Origin of the sequence: Alteriqipengyuania halimionae (assembly GCF_009827575.1) — a bacterium.
GTDB classification, from domain to species: Bacteria; Pseudomonadota; Alphaproteobacteria; order Sphingomonadales; family Sphingomonadaceae; genus Alteriqipengyuania_A; species Alteriqipengyuania_A halimionae.
This window is the reverse complement of the sequence record NZ_WTYR01000001.1, coordinates 2,381,142-2,396,330: the sequence shown is the minus strand read 5'-3', so window position 1 is coordinate 2,396,330 and position 15,189 is coordinate 2,381,142. Positions and strand designations below refer to the sequence as shown.

General features: G+C 63.3%; 17 protein-coding genes. 11 read left to right on the top strand and 6 right to left on the bottom strand.

Features of this window, described 5'->3' with window-relative positions; genetic code table 11:
* Positions 1-156: 156 nt before the first annotated feature.
* The 3 genes from GRI68_RS11515 to GRI68_RS11505 are packed head-to-tail and all read right to left on the bottom strand — an operon-like array spanning position 157 to position 2,255.
* Positions 157-870: a hypothetical protein gene (locus tag GRI68_RS11515; RefSeq protein WP_160617378.1), complete on the bottom strand. Its 714-nt coding sequence runs from the start codon at positions 868-870 to the stop codon at positions 157-159.
* Between the two features lie 23 nt (positions 871-893).
* Positions 894-1,205: a divalent-cation tolerance protein CutA gene (gene cutA, locus GRI68_RS11510; RefSeq protein WP_325063804.1), complete on the bottom strand. Its 312-nt coding sequence runs from the start codon at positions 1,203-1,205 to the stop codon at positions 894-896.
* Between the two features lie 3 nt (positions 1,206-1,208).
* Positions 1,209-2,255, bottom strand: a complete 1,047-nt coding sequence (locus GRI68_RS11505) for a COX15/CtaA family protein (RefSeq protein ID WP_160617377.1) — start codon at positions 2,253-2,255, stop codon at positions 1,209-1,211.
* Between the two features lie 118 nt (positions 2,256-2,373).
* On the opposite strand from GRI68_RS11505, the gene GRI68_RS11500 reads away from it, so the two are divergent.
* The 5 genes from GRI68_RS11500 (at position 2,374) to GRI68_RS11485 (ending at position 4,830) form a co-directional block, all read left to right on the top strand.
* Positions 2,374-2,739, top strand: a complete 366-nt coding sequence (locus tag GRI68_RS11500; protein WP_160617376.1) for a MerC domain-containing protein — start codon at positions 2,374-2,376, stop codon at positions 2,737-2,739.
* A gap of 19 nt (positions 2,740-2,758) precedes the next feature.
* Complete coding sequence (gene thiS, locus GRI68_RS13765; RefSeq protein WP_234028788.1) at positions 2,759-2,971, top strand: sulfur carrier protein ThiS; 213 nt, start codon at positions 2,759-2,761, stop codon at positions 2,969-2,971.
* A gap of 18 nt (positions 2,972-2,989) precedes the next feature.
* Positions 2,990-3,772, top strand: coding sequence for a thiazole synthase (locus tag GRI68_RS11495; protein ID WP_234028787.1), 783 nt, complete (start codon positions 2,990-2,992; stop codon positions 3,770-3,772).
* 68 nt (positions 3,773-3,840) lie between these two features.
* Entirely contained in the window at positions 3,841-4,356 is a 516-nt protein-coding gene (locus GRI68_RS11490; protein WP_160617375.1) for a hypothetical protein, read from the top strand.
* Between the two features lie 6 nt (positions 4,357-4,362).
* On the top strand, positions 4,363-4,830 hold the full coding sequence (locus GRI68_RS11485) for a hypothetical protein (RefSeq protein WP_160617374.1): 468 nt from the start codon (positions 4,363-4,365) through the stop codon (positions 4,828-4,830).
* Here the strand turns inward: GRI68_RS11485 and GRI68_RS11480 are convergent.
* The 3 genes from GRI68_RS11480 to GRI68_RS11470 all read right to left on the bottom strand — a co-directional run bounded on the left by GRI68_RS11480 (position 4,827) and on the right by GRI68_RS11470 (position 9,501).
* On the bottom strand, positions 4,827-6,656 hold the full coding sequence (locus GRI68_RS11480; protein ID WP_160617373.1) for an AMP-dependent synthetase/ligase: 1,830 nt from the start codon (positions 6,654-6,656) through the stop codon (positions 4,827-4,829). The genes GRI68_RS11485 and GRI68_RS11480 overlap by 4 nt on opposite strands.
* A 92-nt stretch (positions 6,657-6,748) precedes the next feature.
* Entirely contained in the window at positions 6,749-8,461 is a 1,713-nt protein-coding gene (ggt, locus tag GRI68_RS11475) for a gamma-glutamyltransferase (protein WP_160617372.1), read from the bottom strand.
* A gap of 11 nt (positions 8,462-8,472) precedes the next feature.
* The gene (locus GRI68_RS11470; protein WP_160617371.1) at positions 8,473-9,501 is read right to left on the bottom strand and encodes a quinone-dependent dihydroorotate dehydrogenase; all 1,029 of its coding nucleotides are present in this window, start codon (positions 9,499-9,501) and stop codon (positions 8,473-8,475) included.
* Positions 9,502-9,594: 93 nt separating this feature from the next.
* Between GRI68_RS11470 and GRI68_RS11465 the strand changes: the two genes are divergently transcribed.
* The 6 genes from GRI68_RS11465 (at position 9,595) to GRI68_RS11440 (ending at position 15,186) form a co-directional block, all read left to right on the top strand.
* Positions 9,595-11,430 (top strand): DUF885 domain-containing protein, encoded by a 1,836-nt coding sequence (locus tag GRI68_RS11465; RefSeq protein WP_160617370.1) that lies wholly within the window; start codon positions 9,595-9,597, stop codon positions 11,428-11,430.
* A 130-nt stretch (positions 11,431-11,560) separates the two neighbouring features.
* Positions 11,561-11,971 carry an SUF system Fe-S cluster assembly regulator gene (locus GRI68_RS11460; protein ID WP_160617369.1) on the top strand — a complete coding sequence of 137 codons (411 nt, stop codon included), beginning with the start codon at positions 11,561-11,563 and terminating at the stop codon, positions 11,969-11,971.
* Positions 11,968-13,464 carry a Fe-S cluster assembly protein SufB gene (gene sufB / locus GRI68_RS11455; protein ID WP_160617368.1) on the top strand — a complete coding sequence of 499 codons (1,497 nt, stop codon included), beginning with the start codon at positions 11,968-11,970 and terminating at the stop codon, positions 13,462-13,464. Before GRI68_RS11460 ends, sufB begins: the two co-directional genes overlap by 4 nt.
* Positions 13,461-13,814, top strand: a complete 354-nt coding sequence (locus GRI68_RS11450; RefSeq protein ID WP_160617367.1) for a VOC family protein — start codon at positions 13,461-13,463, stop codon at positions 13,812-13,814. The genes sufB and GRI68_RS11450 overlap by 4 nt, the downstream gene beginning before the upstream one ends.
* Positions 13,811-14,389: an endonuclease domain-containing protein gene (locus GRI68_RS11445; RefSeq protein ID WP_160617366.1), complete on the top strand. Its 579-nt coding sequence runs from the start codon at positions 13,811-13,813 to the stop codon at positions 14,387-14,389. The genes GRI68_RS11450 and GRI68_RS11445 overlap by 4 nt, the downstream gene beginning before the upstream one ends.
* Positions 14,390-14,580: 191 nt before the next feature.
* Complete coding sequence (locus GRI68_RS11440) at positions 14,581-15,186, top strand: hypothetical protein (protein ID WP_160617365.1); 606 nt, start codon at positions 14,581-14,583, stop codon at positions 15,184-15,186.
* The last annotated feature ends 3 nt before the right edge of the window (positions 15,187-15,189 follow it).

Here is a 15,189-nt window from a genome sequence, read left to right as displayed (position 1 = left end):
ATTCGTTGCCGGAACTGCGGGCAGGGAGACGGGCGCGAGGCCGATCGTGCTGCAATGCGGCAGAGGCGGCCCATTTGGACGAAATCGCCGCGAAGTCAAGCGAAACCGCGCGTTAGCGGAGAGGTAAAATAATACCGTGAGCTGGTTCGTCGTTCTTCATTCGCCTTCCGAGCGCTGCAATTCCCAGCGTTCGCGGACCATGCGTTCGCCGTTGCCGATGCGGGTGGTGACCCGGCGTTCGTAGGATCGCACCAAGCCCGTTCGCTCGTCGGCTTCGGCCTCGAGGGCGACGGTAACGCTGCCGCCGCTCACGTCGCGGCTTTCGATCCTGCTGGCGGCACTGGGCCGGAACAGGTCGCGGGGCCAGGCGGTCCGCTCTCCAGCAGCGCGGGCCGACAGGGCTCTCAACGCGATAGTGGTCCGTTCGGCATCGTCGGCCGACAACGGCTCATCCGCGATGCGCCGGACAATAGCGTTTTCAGCCGCACCGAGTGACGCTCGGTCGGTGGAGCGCGGCGCTTCGTAGGGGAGCAGGCTGCCTTCGCGCGACAATCGCATCGGGAATACCCCGCTGTCGTCGCGCTCCCGCTCGATCTGCGCGAGTGCCGCTAAAGACGGGGGCGACTCGACCGTCACTTCGATGGGCTCGCCCTCAATAAGCCAGCCCTCGCGCGAAGGCGCTACACGCAGGCGATAGGTGCGGGTGACGACAATCGTCGCCCCGTCACTCAGGACATGCTCAATCGATCGGGTCAGTTCGAACGGCCCGGCCAGCAACGCTTCGTAAAAACTTGTCGGTGCTTGTTCACTGGTGTCGAATTCCTGCGCCATGACCGGCGCGGGCGTCAGCCCCAGGGCCGCGAGAGCCAAGGCCGCTCCGAAACCGTACGCCCTCATCCGCCGAGCTTCGCTAGCCATGCGGCGGTTCCTGGAGAGGCATCGCAGCGCCACGACAGGATCGCCGGCTCGTCGTAGGGATGCAATTCGGCCAAGCGTGTTTGCGCCCGATCGAGGACGCTCGTGTCGGTCTTGAAAATCACGCCGGTCTCTGTCCCCTCGCCGCGCTCGCCGTTCCAGCGATAGAGCGACCGCATCGGCGCGAGGATGTTGGCGCATGCGATGAGTTCCTCGTCAAGCAAACGACCGGCCACCTTGGCGGCGCTCTCCTCATCCGCGAACGGGCACCAGATCATCGCTGCCGACACGCCCTAGGCCTTCCGACCGATCACATGCGCGCCCCAAACGGTGGCCGCGACGACCAGCGCGCCGACCGCCTGGTGGAGCACGGCAAACGTGATTGCCATTCCGCTCATCACCGTAGCGATGCCAAGCAGGATCTGGGTTCCGAAGCTTGAATGGATCGCGATCGACGCGGGGCGCGAACCCTTGGCCTTCACCCGCCGCGCCAGCAACACCAGCAGCACGACGACGCCCCATGCCCACCAGCGATGGAGAAAATGGAGCAGGAACGGATCGTGGGTAAAGGCGAACCACGGCCCGCGCGACCAGTCGATCCCCGCCGGCAAGAACGTGCCGTTCATCAAGGGCCAGTCGCGCGCAATGTAGCCGGCATCGAGGCCAGCCACCCATGCGCCGAGCAGCAATTGCAGCGTGACTCCCGCCAGCACCAGCGTTGCGAACCCGGTCAGCCGCGCGGGCCGCGCCGAGCGTCGTCGTGCGAACGCCTTCAGATCGAGCGCCGTCCAGACGAGGCCGCCCAGCGTGAACAAGGCGATGAGCAAGTGGGTCGCAAGCCGGAAATGGCTGACATCGGTGCGCTCGGTCAGGCCCGACGTCACCATCCACCAGCCCGCCGAGCCCTGCAACGCGCCTAGCGCCAGGAGCGCGAGCAACCGCGGCTTGTAGCCTTGTGGAATCGCGCGCTTGATCCAGAACCACGCCAGTGGGAGCGCGAAGGCGAGCCCGATCAGCCGGCCCCACAAGCGGTGAAACCACTCCCAGAAATAGATCTGCTTGAACGCGGCCAGATCCATCCCGGCCGGACCGTTGACCTCGATATATTCGGGAATCTTCTTGTAGGCTTCGAACTCGGCTTCCCATGCCGCCTGCGACATCGGCGGCAAGGCGCCCTTGAGCGGTTCCCACTCGACGATCGAAAGGCCCGATTCGGTCAGGCGCGTGATCCCGCCGATCGTGACCATGACCAGCACCATCAAGGCGACGAAGAGCAGCCAGTTCGCCAACGCTTGCGGCCGAGTGGGGGAGTGCGAAGAAGAAGCAGGTTTGCGAGGCATGGGTGGCTGATTGCAACGGGCAAAGCCCGAAGGCAAGGCCGGTCTGACACCCGTCGAGACCACGCCAAGTTCCTGACCCCTTGCGAAATGTTACATTGTATCATATCTGGGGCCGGTAATGGCCTCCGTTCCGCCCTCTCCCCTGCGCAAGCGACTCGACCGTGCGGGCATCGCGCTTTCGGTTTTGTGCGCGGTGCACTGCGTGTTCGTGTTGCTGATGGCAGGGGTGTTCGGCGGATTGCTGCTCTCCCCTGCGTTTCATCAAATCGGCCTCGTCGCAGCGGTGGCGCTTGGTGTGGTCGCCTTTGGAATCGGACTTGCCCGCAAGGGGTCGGTCGATGTTCTGGTGCTGGCAGGCGTGGGCATCGCATTGATGGCCGCAGCTTTGGGCGTCGGCCACGGTCCACTGGAAGCCGTGCTGACGATCGCCGGCGTCGCGCTTTTGGCGGGTGCGCACTGGATCAACTTGCGCCGCGCGCATTGATACCCCACATCGCGCGTCCATGACGGACGAGCGGATCGACATCACTCTCAACGGCGAGACCAAACGCGTGGCCCCGGGCACCGTGCTCGGCCTGCTGCGCGAACTCGGGCTCGATCCCGCGCGCGTCGCGGTCGAACGCAATCGCGAGATCGCGCCGCGCTCGTCCCACGCCGACACTGCCATCGCCGCGGGCGACGAAATTGAAATCGTCCACTTTGTGGGCGGTGGATGAGACTTTGAGGCTAGAGATTTGACCGACGCCAACACCGATACGTGGTCCGTTGCGGGCCGTACCTTCACGTCGCGCCTGATCGTGGGCACGGGCAAGTATAAGGACTTCGCCCAGAACGCCGCCGCACTCGAGGCGAGCGGCGCCGAGATCGTCACCGTCGCCGTTCGCCGGGTCAACGTGTCCGATCCCTCCGCTCCGATGCTCACCGATTTCATCGATCCCAGGCAGACCACCTATCTGCCCAACACGGCCGGATGCTTCACCGCGGACGAAGCGATCCGCACGCTGCGCCTGGCGCGCGAGGCGGGCGGCTGGGATCTGGTGAAGCTCGAAGTGCTTGGCGAAGCGAAGACGCTCTATCCCGATATGCGCGAAACGCTGAAGGCGACCGAGGTCCTGGCCAGCGAAGGCTTCCACCCGATGGTATATTGCGCCGACGATCCTATCGCGGCGAAGCAGCTGGAGGAAGCGGGCGCGGTTGCGATCATGCCACTGGGCGCGCCGATCGGTTCGGGCCTCGGCATCCAGAACCGGGTCACCATCCGCCTGATCGTCGAAGGGGCGAGCGTGCCGGTGCTGGTCGATGCCGGTGTCGGTACGGCAAGCGATGCCGCCGTCGCGATGGAACTGGGCTGCGACGGTGTGCTGATGAACACTGCGATTGCCGAAGCCAAGGATCCGATCCGTATGGCACGCGCGATGAAGCTGGCTGTCGAGTCGGGGCGCGATGCCTATCTCTCCGGTCGGATGGCCATGCGCAAATATGCCGATCCCAGTTCGCCGCTCGCCGGACTCATTTAGGCTTTCGCTAACCATAGCGGGCTAGAACGCTTCCACCGGGCATCCGAATCGCCCGCTTGGGAGCCGTTATGGACGCAATGTTGACCATCGCCGAGCTGCGCGAATTCGCGAGCTTCACCCCCGCCGAGCAGCGCTATATTGAACGCGCGCTCGATATCGGGCTGGGACGCTGCGATGTGATGGTCGAATGGGGCGGCCGCGACGATGCCGAGGCTGCGCTTGCCTCGCATGTGCTTGCTTACGAACGGCTCGACGTATTGCGGGCCGCCAGCCCGGAGACGCTGGCGCTGGCCGGGCTCGACGGCTTCATGGGACTGATGATGCAGCTGACCCTGTACGACCTGTCGCAAGGCGCGCTGACAGGCTTTTCGGCCTATCGTTTTCTCTACGAACGCCTGCTCGGCGCGGAAATCCGCCCGTGGCTTCCGGCGGCCTTCTGCGCCGCCAGCGCGCTCCCACAGATCGAGCCAGAGCGTCGCAAGGTCCTGCTCCAGTCGCTCAGCGAAGCCGCCGCGACTGCGCCCGGGTGGTCAACCAAGGCGCCGTGCTTCTATCCCAAATGGGTCGAGAAGGAAGTGGCGTAAACACAGATGGCGGCGAACGTTGAGGCCATCGCTGCGGTCAATCATTGGCGTGGCCAATGCCTCGACAATTTTGCGCGTGCTGAAAAGGCCATCATTGCTACGCTTGGCGAATTGGCAAAATCAAACGATGGCGTGCGCATTCACGAGGCGGCAGCCCATCGCACAAGGGGGCTGTGCCAAGCACTAAAGCAGATTTCCAAAGCGCCGCCTGCAGCAAGAGCAGCTGCCTCGCTCGAGACTTGGGCGCTCAGGGAAAAGCAGCGAAATCATCTTGCACACGGCTGCTTTACAGTGCGAGCACACTGTTCTCAGGATTGGGCGTTCGTCAATGAGGTTACAGAGGTCCGTAAGAATATCGCGACGACATCACGGACACCGTGGACCAAGCTTGAAGCTGACGCATTCTTGAAATCGATTATAGTTGAGCGAAAGAACCTGGAAGCTTTACTCAAGCAAGCGCTCGCCGAAGTCTAACTCCTATACAACCCGTCCAACCGCTCCCCGTAACGTTCCTTGAGCTTGTGGCGGCGGATTTTCATGCTCGGCGTCATTTCCTCGTTCTCGATCGAGAACGGCTCATCGGCGAAGACGAATTTGCGGACCTTCTCAACCACCGAGACATCCTTGTTCACTCGGCCGATCGCAGTGCGGATCGCACGCTGGAATTCGGGCAGGTGAGGAAGCTCGCCGCAATCGAATTTCTTGCCCTGCGTCTTGCACCATTCGGCCATCCATTCCGCATCGGGCACGATCAGCGCGACGAGGTTCGGCTTGCGATCGCCATAGACCATCGCCTGCGCGATTTCGGGCTGAAGGGTCAGCATGCCCTCGACCCGTTGGGGCGCGACGTTATCGCCCTTGTCGTTGACGATCATGTCCTTCTTGCGGTCGGTGATCTTGATCCGGCCCTTCTCGTCGATATGGCCGATATCGCCCGTGTGGAGCCAGGGTTCGCCATCGGGATCTGCCGATTCGGGCTTCAGCGCGCGGGCGGTTTCGGCTTCGTTGCGCCAATACCCTTTCATCACCAGCTCGCCGCGCACCAGGATCTCGCCATCCTCGGCAATCTTGCACTCGACGCCTTTCATCGGCGGACCGACCGTGTCCATCTTGATGCCTGCGGCGGGACGGTTGCAACTGATCACCGGCCCGGCCTCGGTCTGGCCATAGCCTTGCAGCATGGTGAGGCCCATCGAATCGAAGAACACGCCGATATCGGGATTGAGCGGCGCCCCGCCGGAGACCATCGCCTTCATCCGCCCGCCGAAACGCTTGCGGATTTTGGGCCGGAGCGTTTTTTCGAGCAGAATGTCGAGCGGCTTGTCGAGCAAACTTGCCCGGCCGTCGGCCTTCTTCTCGCCCAGCGAAAGCGCGCGATCCATCAGGTAATTGGGGAAGCGGCCCTGTTTTTCGACCTGCTTCATGATCCGCGTGCGCAGCACTTCGAACAGGCGCGGTACGACCACCATCACCGTGGGCCGCACTTCCTCGATATTGCTGGCGAGCTTTTCGAGCCCTTCGGAATAATAGATTTGCGCGCCCATCCCCATCGGCAGGTATTGGCCGCCGGTGTGCTCATAGGCATGGCTTAGCGGCAGGAAGGATAGGAAAACCTCGTCTTCCCAGCCCAGATCGTGAGCAAGGATATCCGCCGCGCCCGCCACGTTCATCAGGATCATGCCGTGATGCTGCAACACACCGCGAGGGGCGCCGCCCGTACCCGAGGTGTAGATGATGCAGGCCGTGTCGCCACGCTGGATCGTGGCGATCCGTGCATCGGCCGCCGCGCGCGCGGCGGCCGGATCGCCTTCAACGATGTCGTCCCAATTGTGACAATCGGTCTCGATGCCCAGCTGCGGCATCTTGAACCGGTCGATCGAGATCACATGCCCGATGCGGTCGGTGTTGAGCACGGCGGGCAACAGCGTTCGGCTCAGCTTCTCGTCGGATACGATCACCGCCCGGGCATCCGAATCCTCGATGATATGCGTGTGATCGCGCTCGGTATTGGTGGTGTAGGCGGGCACGGTGATGCAACCGGCCGCCATGATCGCGAGATCGGCAAGGCACCATTTGGGTCGGTTCTCGGAGACGAGAATCACCCGGTCGCCGTCTTTCATGCCGAGCTTTCGCAAGCCTTCGGCCAGCAGGCAGACCTGTTCGGCGGCCTCGGCCCAGGTGATCGGTCGCCATGCACCGTCGATTTTGGACCAGAGGAAGGGCTTGTCGCCGAGCTCGTCGGCTCGGCTCAGGAATAACGCTACGAGGTTCTGGGCCTCGTCGAAATCGGACAGCTGCACCGGGGAGGAGCTCCTCGCCTGTTATTGTTATCGCGGCAACCGCAAGGGGTTAACCATGGGTAGGGATAGGCGCAGCTTTTCCACGCGGCAAGTCAGGCCCCTTTCTGCGAGGGATCGAGCACTCCGTCGAGCCGCGGATCGTAGCGGCCTATCCAGCCTTCCTGCGTGCGAATTGCGCCCACAGCGCGGAACGGCGGGGAGGCGGGGCGGACGTTCTCGTGGCCCAAGGCTTCGAGCGCGGTGATCGCGTCTTCCAGCCAGCTGCCCTGTTCGACCACCACCGCGCTGCCGAAATCCATCGCGAGCGGCAGGGCAAGCGCCTCCTCGATGCCCATGCCGAAATCGATCACCCCGATGATCGAGCGCGCGACTTGCACGGGAATGGTCGATCCACCGGCGGCACCGATCATCAGGAACGGGCGGCCTTCAGGATCCCACACCAGCGTGGGTGCCATCGAACTGCGGGGGCGCTTGCCGCCTTCGACCCGGTTTGCCACGCGCTTGCCGTCCTTTTCGGGCACCATGCTGAAATCGGTCAGCTCGTTGTTGAGATAATATCCGCCGAACTGGAGGCCCGAGCCGAAGCCGCCCTCCACCGTCGAGGTGTAGCTGATCATCGTTCCGTCACGATCGATGGCGACGAAGTGGGTGGTACCGTGTTCGACCGGTTCGTCCCCGTCGGTCAGCGCTTGCGGCGCGCCTGCGGGAATGCCGGGCTCGAATGTCTGCGCCTTGGACGGATCGATCAGGGCAGAGCGGCGGGCGAGATAGTCAGGGGCGATCAGCCCGGCGACCGGCACGTCAACGAAGTCGGAATCGCCGGTGTAGAGCTCGCGATCGGCGTAAGCGAGTTTCTGCGATTCGAGGAAGAGGTGCCAGAATTCCGGATTGCGCGGGCCGAGCGCGGCGATATCGAACCGCTCGAGCTGGCCGATCATGGCGAGGACTGCGATCCCGCCGGACGAGGGCGGCCCCATCCCGCAGATACGATATCCGCGATACATGCCGCAGACGGGCGCGCGCAGCTTCGCTTCGTAGCCGGTCACGTCGGCCTCGCTCATCTTTGCATCACCGGGCGTGGCGGAGGCGATCTTGGCCGCAAGCGCGGCGGCTTCCTGCGGGCCGTACATCGCCTCCGGGCCACGTGCGGCGAGATCGCGCAGCGATGCGGCCAGCTCAGGCCGGACAATGCGCGTTCCAACGGGCCTGGGATCGCCTGCCTCGGTGTAGAAGATCGCGCGCATCAGCGGGTCTGATCCGGCGCGCGCGATATTCCCCTCGAGCGAGCCGTGCAGTCGCGCGTTCATCAGGAAGCCGTCAGCGGCGAGGCGGATCGCGGGCGCGAACAGCGTGGCCCAGGGAAGCGCGCCGTATTTGTCATGCGCCAGCTTTGCGAGCGCGACATTGCCCGGCACGCCGACGCTCAGTCCGGTGAGCACGACGTCGCGATAGGTTTGCGGCTGGCCGTTCGCATCGAAGAACCATTCGCCATCGGCAGCGGCAGGGGCCGTTTCGCGCCCGTCGAAGCTCTCGACCGACCCGTCGGGCCCGCCGCGCAGCATGAACCCACCGCCACCGATGCCCGAACTTTGCGGCTCGACCACGGTCAGCGCGAGCATGGTGGCGATCGCGGCGTCGGTGGCGTTGCCCCCTTGCCGCAGCATTTCCATCCCGGCTTCGGCGGCGCGCGGATCGGCAGACGCGACCGTGCCGATCTCGGTGGAGGTCGTAGGAGCTGCGGAGGGGAGGGTGGCGCACGCGGTTAGCGCGAGCGGGGCGAAGGCGGTCAGAAAGCGCTTGTACATGGCGCGCAGTGCTATTCGGTTCCGACCGCCTCGGCAATCGAGGAAAATCCGTCGCGTCGCATCAGCCGTTCGAGCCGCTTGACGATCTTCGCCGCCAGGCCCGGACCTTCATAGACCATTGCGCTGTAGAGCTGGACGAGGCTTGCCCCGGCACGAATGCGGTCCCATGCATCCTCGGCGCTCGCAATCCCGCCGACGCCGACCAGCGGAACCGCGCCGCCCGTCGCCGTGTGGAAATCGCGCACCCGCTGAAGCGCCATGCCGCCCAGCGGCGCGCCCGACAGTCCGCCCGCCTCCCCGGCATGGCGCGATTGGAGCGGGGGGCGCTCGATCGTGGTGTTCGAGACGATCAGCGCGCCGAGTTCCTTGGCGATGGCAAGGCGGGCGAGATCGTCGATATCCGCGGGTTGGAGATCGGGCGCGACCTTGAGGAAGATCGGCGGTGCGTCTTTGCCTGCCGAATCCTTCACCCGGTCGATCAGCGCGCCGAGTGCGATGGGATCCTGCAGCGCGCGCAATCCCGGCGTGTTGGGGCTGGACACGTTGATCGCGAGATAGGAGGCGAACGGCGCGACCGCTTCGGCCATTGTCGCGTAATCGGCGATCCGGTCCGCGGAATCCTTGTTCGCGCCGATATTGATACCGACGATTCCCGGCCTCGTCCGGCGTTTTTCCAGCTGGGGAAGGGCGGCGGGCAGGCCGCCATTGTTGAACCCCATCCGGTTGATCACCCCGCGATCCTGCCGCAGCCGGAACAGGCGGGGCTTGGGATTGCCGGCCTGCGGGCGCGGAGTCAGCGATCCGATCTCGGTAAAGCCGAATCCCAGGCCGAGCACGGCATCGGGCACTTCTCCGTCCTTGTCGAACCCGGCCGCCATGCCGAGCGGATTAGGAAAATGCAGCCCTGCTACCTGGACGGACAGTTTTCCTGCGCGCGGCGGACCTGATCGCGGCGACAGCTTGAGCGCCTCGATCGTCAATTTGTGCGCGCGCTCGGCATCGAGCGTGAACACGGCGGGACGGAGCAGCTTGTACAGCATCAGCAGCGATTAGGCGCAGTCTGTCCCGCTGTCGATATGGTTGCCAAGCAAGACGCGCATCCGCATGACAGGCCGCATATGAGGGAGAACATCATGACCAAGCGCATCCTGCTCGCCGCCACCGCTCCACTCGCGCTGGGCGCCTGTGCCACCATTCCGGCCGAGGACATTGATCGCACGGCCGATACCATTGCCGATGCGGTGGTCGACGCGATCGAAGGTGACGAGGACGAGCAGAATGCCGAACTCGCCGCCTTCTTCGAAAGCTATGACGAGGCACAACTCGCTATGTCGCCGCTTTCGAAATCCTATCGCGGGATCATCGACGAGGATTACGCCAAGTGGGACGATGTCTCCGCCGCCGCGGAGGCGCGGGCCTATCAGCTCCAGCAGGACTACGCCGCGCGGCTGAAGCGCGAATTCGATCTCGCCGATCTCGATGGGCAGGATGCGCTCAGCTATCGCCTGTTCCTCGCCCAGGCCGATCGTTCTGCTTCGCTCTATCCGTTTCGCGACAATGGCTACATCTTCAACCAGATGTTCGGCGCGCAGAGCCAGGCACCGGCCTTCCTGATCAATATCCACCGCGTGGCGAATGAAGATCACGCGCAGGCCTATATCAGCCGGATCGGCGAAAGCGGCCGCGCGCTCGACACGCTGACGGCGCAATCGCGCGAGCGCGCGGCCAAGGGCGTGATGCCGCCCAAATGGGTCTATGCCTATGTCATCAATGACATCGAGAACCTGCTCAATGCAGGCGACGACAATGCCGTGCTCGAGGATTTCCGCGGCAAGGTCGCCAAGCTCGACATTGCCGAGGATCGCAAGACCATGCTCACCGACAAGGCGCTGGCCAGCTGGCGCGCCTTTGCGGCTCCTGCCTATCGCCGTCTGCTGGCCGAGATGCAGCGTCAGGAGGCGATGGCGGGAACGGACGATGGTGTTTGGCGCCTGCCCGACGGCGAGGCCTATTACGATGCGCTGCTCGCCAGCTACACCACCACCGATCTCACCGCCGACCAGATCCACGATATCGGTCTGCGCGAAGTCGCCCGTATCCATGACGAGATGCGCGCAATCATGAAGCAGGTCGGGTTCGAAGGCAGTTTGCAGGACTTCTTCGAATACACCCGCACCGACGATCGCTTCTTCTACGACACGCGCGAAGAATATCTGGCCGATGCTGAGGCCGTGATAGACCGGATGGAAGCGAAACTGCCCGAATATTTCGGCGTGCTGCCCGAAGACGCGCTGACGGTGAAACCGGTCGAGGCCTTCCGCGAGAAGAGCGCGGGCAAGGCGTTTTACCAGAGCCCCGCGCCCGACGGTTCTCGGCCCGGGACCTATTACGTCAATCTCTACAATCTCAAGGATATGTCCAAGAACGAGCTCGAAGCGCTCGCCTATCACGAAGGCCTGCCGGGGCATCATCTGCAGCTTTCGATCCAGACGCAACTCGACGGTCTTCCAGCCTTCCGCCGGTTCGGCGGGTTCACAGCCTACACCGAAGGATGGGGGCTCTATTCGGAGGAACTGGGCAAGGACATGGGCTTCTACACCGACCCCTATTCGGACTTCGGCCGGCTGGGGATGGAGCTGTGGAGAGCCTGTCGACTGGTTGTGGATACCGGCATCCATTCGAAGCGCTGGAGCCGCGAACAGGCGATCGCTTACCTGAAGGAAAATACCCCCAATCCCGAGGGCGATATCCGCAAGGCGATCGAGCGCTATATCGTGATGCCGGGGCAGGCGACTGCCTATATGATCGGCAAATTGAAGATCATGGAACTGCGCGACCGGGCGCAGGCCGAATTGGGCGACGATTTCGATATTCGCGCCTTCCACGATGTCGTGCTGACCAATGGCGCCGTGCCGCTCAGCATCCTGGAAGAAAATGTCGACGCTTGGATCGCGGAAGAGAAGCGCTGATCCTACAGTCTCGACATCGCATCGCTCAACTCGCAATGGCGAGGTGGAGCGTACGGCTGCCTAAACGCTAACGACTCGCAACAGTCGGGTTTTGGTTGAAATCGGACGGTTCCGGTCCGATTTGGGCCGCATGCGCCTCAGCAACCTTGCAGACTATGCCGTCGTCATGATGTGCGCCGCCGCGCGCCATTGCGGTGGCGCGCGTACCTCTGCGTCGGAACTGGCGGCGGAAACCGGTCTGCCGGTGCCGACGGTGCAGAAGCTCGTCAGCAAACTTTCGTCCGCTGGCCTGCTGCGCTCCACGCGGGGTGCAGGTGGTGGCTTGCAACTTGCACGTCCGGCGGCGGCGATCACCGTCGCCGATATCGTCGAAGCGGTCGAAGGGCCGATTGCACTGACTGCCTGCGTCGAGGGTGAGGACTGTGCGGTCGGTGCCGATTGCCACATGCGCCCGCACTGGCCGCTGATCAACGACGCGCTGCGCGGCGCGCTCGCCGACATTCCGCTGACGCAACTGGCGCAGCAAAGAGAACTCGCATGACCGATCAGATAGACCTCAAAGCCAAGCCCGAACAGGATGCCGAAGCCCGCGAAGCGGCTGCCAAGGCGGCCGAATACGAATTTGGCTGGCATTCGGATATCGATACCGAATTCGCGCCCAAGGGCCTCACCGAAGACACGGTGAAATATATCTCCGCCAAGAAGAAAGAGCCCGAATGGATGCTCGAATGGCGGCTGAAGGCCTTCCGTCTGTGGCAGGATATGGAAGAGCCCGACTGGGCCAAACTCGGCTATCCCGAAATCGATTATCAGGACGCGTACTACTACGCCGAGCCGAAGAAGAAGGAAGAGCTGGAATCGCTCGACGAGCTCGATCCCGAGATCAAGCGGGTCTACGACAAGCTCGGCATCCCGATCGGAGAGCAGGAAGTGCTCGCCGGGGTGAAGGGCGCGCGCAAGGTTGCTGTGGACGCGGTGTTCGACAGTGTGTCGGTCGCCACCACCTTCCGCGAGGAATTGAAGAAAGCGGGCGTCATCTTCCTCTCGATCAGCGAGGCGATCCGCGAGTATCCCGCGCTGGTGAAGAAATGGCTCGGCAAGGTCGTGCCGCAGCGCGACAATTATTTCGCGACGCTCAATTGCGCGGTCTTTTCCGACGGCACCTTCGTCTACATTCCCGAGGGCGTACGCTGCCCGATGGAGCTGTCGACCTATTTCCGCATCAATGCCGAGAATACGGGCCAGTTCGAACGCACGCTGATCGTGGCCGAGAAGGGCAGTTACGTCAGCTATCTCGAAGGCTGTACCGCGCCGATGCGCGACGAGAACCAGCTCCACGCCGCCGTGGTCGAGCTGGTCGCGATGGACGATGCCGAGATCAAGTATTCGACCGTGCAGAACTGGTATCCCGGCAATGCCGAGGGCGTGGGCGGGATCTACAATTTCGTCACCAAGCGCGGGCTGTGCCAGGGCGCGCGTAGCAAAATCAGTTGGACCCAGGTCGAAACCGGCAGCGCGGTGACATGGAAATACCCCTCCTGCGTGCTCAACGGCGTGGATAGTGTCGGCGAATTCTACTCGGTCGCGGTGACCAACAACCACCAGCAGGCCGATACCGGCACCAAGATGATCCACAATGCCAGCGGCACGCGCAGCACGATCATCTCCAAGGGCATCAGCGCGGGCCAGTCGCAGAACACCTATCGCGGCCGCGTGGCGGTGGCGGCCAATGCCGAGAACGTGCGCAACCGGACCGAGTGCGACAGCCTCCTGATTGGCGATCGATGCGGCGCGCACACCGTGCCCTATATCGAGGTCAAGAACCCCAGCGCCCAGATCGAGCACGAAGCGACCACCAGCAAGATTTCCGACGACCAGCTGTTCTACGCCATGCAGCGCGGGCTCGACGAAGAGCAGGCGATGGCGCTGATCGTCAACGGCTTCGCCAAGGAAGTACTGAAAGAACTGCCGATGGAATTCGCGGTCGAAGCGCAGAAGCTGCTGGCAATCTCGCTCGAAGGGAGTGTGGGGTGACGGTACTCAGAATTGTTCCGGATTTCGGCTCCGAGAACCCACAGCAAGAAGCGTCGTTCTATGAGCGCTTGTTTGACCTCGATATCGTGATGGATCAGGGATTCATTGTGACTGTCGCGTCAGATGAGCGGGCCAAGCCGCAGCTCAGCATCATGAAAGAGGGAGGTTCGGGCGCACCTGTCCCGAGCCTCTCAATTGAAGTTGACGATGTCGAGGAAGCTCACAGACGCGCTCAGCAATTGGACGCCGAGATCGTCTATCCGATTACCAATGAGCCATGGGGAGTACGACGATTTTTCGTCAAAGATCCGTCCGGGCGCATACTCAATATCTTGCAGCATACCTCATGACCGAACGTAAAACTCTCCAGCTCCGCTCGCCCGACGAGCAATCCGACACGACCCCCGCCATCAAGAAGAAGGGTCGCGGGTGGGAAATTTCGGAAAAGCGGCTTGATGCGCTGCATGAGCGGGCGCGCGAGATGCGCCGCTTTTCTTCGGATGCACACAAGGCGTTGGCGAAGCGCTTTGCCGAGGCCGACATGGGCCCCTACGATTTCAAGCGGCATGCGGTGGTCGGCTCGGCGATCGTCGATTTCGTCTGCCACCGGCTCGGCATGGCGATAGATATCGACGAAGAAGGCGAGAACGAGACGCTGGCCAAGCGCCGCGACAAGAGCCTCGAGGCGGTCGGCATCCGCGTGATGCGGATCAAGGCCGAGGACATCCTCGAACGGATCGACGACGTGCTGCCCCGCATCACCGCCGGCATGCGCATGCGCATCGGCGACAAACGCGAAGCCCGTGCCGCGCACCGTGCCACCATGCGGCGCTCCAGCCCGCGTCCGGAAGCGGACTTCGATCGCCCCCAGGGTGATGCCGAACCGCAGGGCGATTCCGAACCAGAAGGCGGAGCCGACGCGTGATCGCGACGGCCGCCCCCTTGACCCGTCCCGTTGCGGGACAGCTGACGCAACGCCAACGCCCTGCTTTCATTCACCATATAGATGAATGTGCGGGGTTTGTTCGGACATCCAAGGTTGCCGTGCGAACCCATCGGTACGCAGCGGGAGGGACTCCTGCCGCCGGACAGGCACAGGCAGGCGAGACGGGTTCGATGGGGTATATCTACAAGGTCGCAGTGCCGCAGGGGCGCTGGCCGACAGCGCGCGCGCTCGATGCAGCGATCGAAAGGAGTGCCGGCGTGCGGATTCTCGTGCGCTCCGATCGCGCAGATAACGCGTTCGGCACCGCGCCGGATGAATCGCTCGCGGTGTTGGTCGACGACTGCCCGCATATCCTGGATTCGCGCGATTACGTGTTCGATGCGGACGAGGACCTCTTCGAGCTGCGCGACATCATGCGCGATGCGGGGATGGATATCGCACAGCTCGAAGGCGCCCATGTCTTCTCGACCACCGCCTATCGCGACGAGCGCGACTGGCGCGTGGCCGGCGCCTTGATGAAAGCGCTGGTGCGCGAATTCGGCGGCTACGGGATGGATTTCCAGACCAACACGGCCGGCACGCTCGATTGGGCGGACGGGCTCGACGAGATGCTTGCGGCCGATCGCAACGCATACCTCGCGCTGGAAGCCGATATCGAATCGCGCCAGCAGGAAAACGTCTCGGAACACGAATTGCGCCGCCGCGCCTTCGATCGTCTCTCCGAACTCTTCGGCAATCGCGGGGTCGTCCCCGGTCGTCGCCACACGGACATTTGAGAT

Bases quoted from the DNA above. Each gene is read 5' to 3' on its own strand.
- ggt (WP_160617372.1), bottom strand. From the start codon at position 8,461: ATGTACAAGCGCTTTCTGACCGCCTTCGCCCCGCTCGCGCTAACCGCG.
- GRI68_RS11470 (WP_160617371.1), bottom strand. From the start codon at position 9,501: ATGCTGTACAAGCTGCTCCGTCCCGCCGTGTTCACGCTCGATGCCGAG.
- GRI68_RS11505 (WP_160617377.1), bottom strand. From the start codon at position 2,255: ATGCCTCGCAAACCTGCTTCTTCTTCGCACTCCCCCACTCGGCCGCAA.
- sufB (WP_160617368.1), top strand. From the start codon at position 11,968: ATGACCGATCAGATAGACCTCAAAGCCAAGCCCGAACAGGATGCCGAA.
- GRI68_RS11500 (WP_160617376.1), top strand. From the start codon at position 2,374: ATGGCCTCCGTTCCGCCCTCTCCCCTGCGCAAGCGACTCGACCGTGCG.
- GRI68_RS11485 (WP_160617374.1), top strand. From the start codon at position 4,363: ATGGCGGCGAACGTTGAGGCCATCGCTGCGGTCAATCATTGGCGTGGC.
- GRI68_RS11440 (WP_160617365.1), top strand. From the start codon at position 14,581: ATGGGGTATATCTACAAGGTCGCAGTGCCGCAGGGGCGCTGGCCGACA.
- GRI68_RS11490 (WP_160617375.1), top strand. From the start codon at position 3,841: ATGGACGCAATGTTGACCATCGCCGAGCTGCGCGAATTCGCGAGCTTC.
- GRI68_RS11460 (WP_160617369.1), top strand. From the start codon at position 11,561: ATGCGCCTCAGCAACCTTGCAGACTATGCCGTCGTCATGATGTGCGCC.
- GRI68_RS11465 (WP_160617370.1), top strand. From the start codon at position 9,595: ATGACCAAGCGCATCCTGCTCGCCGCCACCGCTCCACTCGCGCTGGGC.
- thiS (WP_234028788.1), top strand. From the start codon at position 2,759: ATGACGGACGAGCGGATCGACATCACTCTCAACGGCGAGACCAAACGC.
- GRI68_RS11445 (WP_160617366.1), top strand. From the start codon at position 13,811: ATGACCGAACGTAAAACTCTCCAGCTCCGCTCGCCCGACGAGCAATCC.